The sequence below is a fragment of the Pseudomonas sp. P5_A2_2 genome, from assembly GCF_054177685.1.
This window is the reverse complement of the sequence record NZ_JBGCUL010001163.1, coordinates 1-1,280: the sequence shown is the minus strand read 5'-3', so window position 1 is coordinate 1,280 and position 1,280 is coordinate 1. Positions and strand designations below refer to the sequence as shown.

General features: G+C 57.2%; 1 protein-coding gene and 2 pseudogenes. 2 read left to right on the top strand and 1 reads right to left on the bottom strand.

The annotated features are described in order from the left end of the window. Window positions 1-314, top strand: a pseudogene (locus ACXRVY_RS29740) (1-acyl-sn-glycerol-3-phosphate acyltransferase); the annotation flags it as partial. 108 nt (window positions 315-422) lie between these two features. On the opposite strand, the gene ACXRVY_RS29735 reads toward ACXRVY_RS29740, so the two are convergent. Continuing rightward, window positions 423-1,001 carry an acyl carrier protein phosphodiesterase gene (locus ACXRVY_RS29735; protein WP_223463815.1) on the bottom strand — a complete coding sequence of 193 codons (579 nt, stop codon included), beginning with the start codon at window positions 999-1,001 and terminating at the stop codon, window positions 423-425. Between the two features lie 170 nt (window positions 1,002-1,171). On the opposite strand from ACXRVY_RS29735, the pseudogene ACXRVY_RS29730 reads away from it, so the two are divergent. Beyond that, window positions 1,172-1,280 (top strand): annotated as a pseudogene (locus tag ACXRVY_RS29730) (transcriptional regulator); the annotation flags it as partial.

The following is a 1,280-nucleotide window of genomic DNA, read 5'->3' as shown; positions in this document are numbered from 1 at the left end:
TCCATGGTCGCCTGCTGTCCGCCGCCATCGATTCCGAAGTGGCGCTGCAGCCGGTGGCGATTCGTTATGTGCGTGACGGCGAGCCTTGCGCGCTGGCGCCGTTCATTGGCGACGATGATCTGCTCTCGCACTTGATGCGCCTGTTCAGCAATGACCGTGGCGGTGTGGAGATTCACTTGCTGAAGCCAATCGCTTGCGAAGGTCGGGAACGTGCTGCACTGGCGTTCGAAGCGCAGCAGGCGGTGCAGAAGGTGTTGTTTGGCGCTGTTGTTGAACCTCAGCGAGCACCGATGCGCCCCGCAATTGCAGCGTAAGCACATAGCCCCTGTAGGAGCGAGCCTGCTCGCGATAGCGGCTTAACATTCAACGATGATGCTGAATGACAGACCGCAATCGCGAGCAGGCTCGCTCCTACAGTGGTTTTATGTTGTTGGATAGTTCCGGGCAAATGCCTGCAGTTGCGGGTAGAACAACCTGAAGTCCTCGCTCAACGGTTCATACAACCGCCGCAATTCCTGCATCGCTGCCGCCAGCTCTTCCGGCCGGGTCAGGCGCCGCGAGATCCCGCGCAACACCTGCTCCAGCACTTCGAATTCCTGATAYGACCCCAACCAGTCATTGGCCACCATGTGCGGCGCAATCTTCGCCAGCCGCTCCGGCAGTTGTCGTTCGCTGGACAAAACCTGGTAAACGTCCGAGGTAAACAACGCCAGAGGCCGGTCGGCATACAGCGTCCAGTCCCGGGCCAGGCAATGGTCGAAAAACACGTCGAGCACGATCCCCGCGTAGCGTCGACGGGTCAGGGAGAAACGCGACAACGCGACGTCCACCAGCGGATGGCGATCAGTGAACACGTCGATGCTGCGGTGCAGTTGGATGGCCCCCTCGATTTCCGGAGCGAACTGCCCTTGCAGCCGTCCCTTGACGAAATCGCCATACAGACTGCCGAGCAATTGACCGGGACGCTGACCACCGAGGTGAAGATGTGCGAGATAGTTCATGGGCGCAGCTTAGCACTGCCCCCTTGTCTTGTTACACTCAACATATCGTTATAACTCGATATACCGAAATGTGAGCGGATGAGAGCAAAATCATATTTGTATATCGCGAAATACCGATTTAAAGTTCGCCTCATCGCGATATAGCGTTTTAAACATCACGAGCCCACATCATGACCATGAATCTCGACGAAATAATAAAAGCCCTGGCACACCCGGTACGGCGAGAAATCCTGCACTGGCTCAAGGACCCGACCGTCGAATTTCCCGACCAGTCCCACA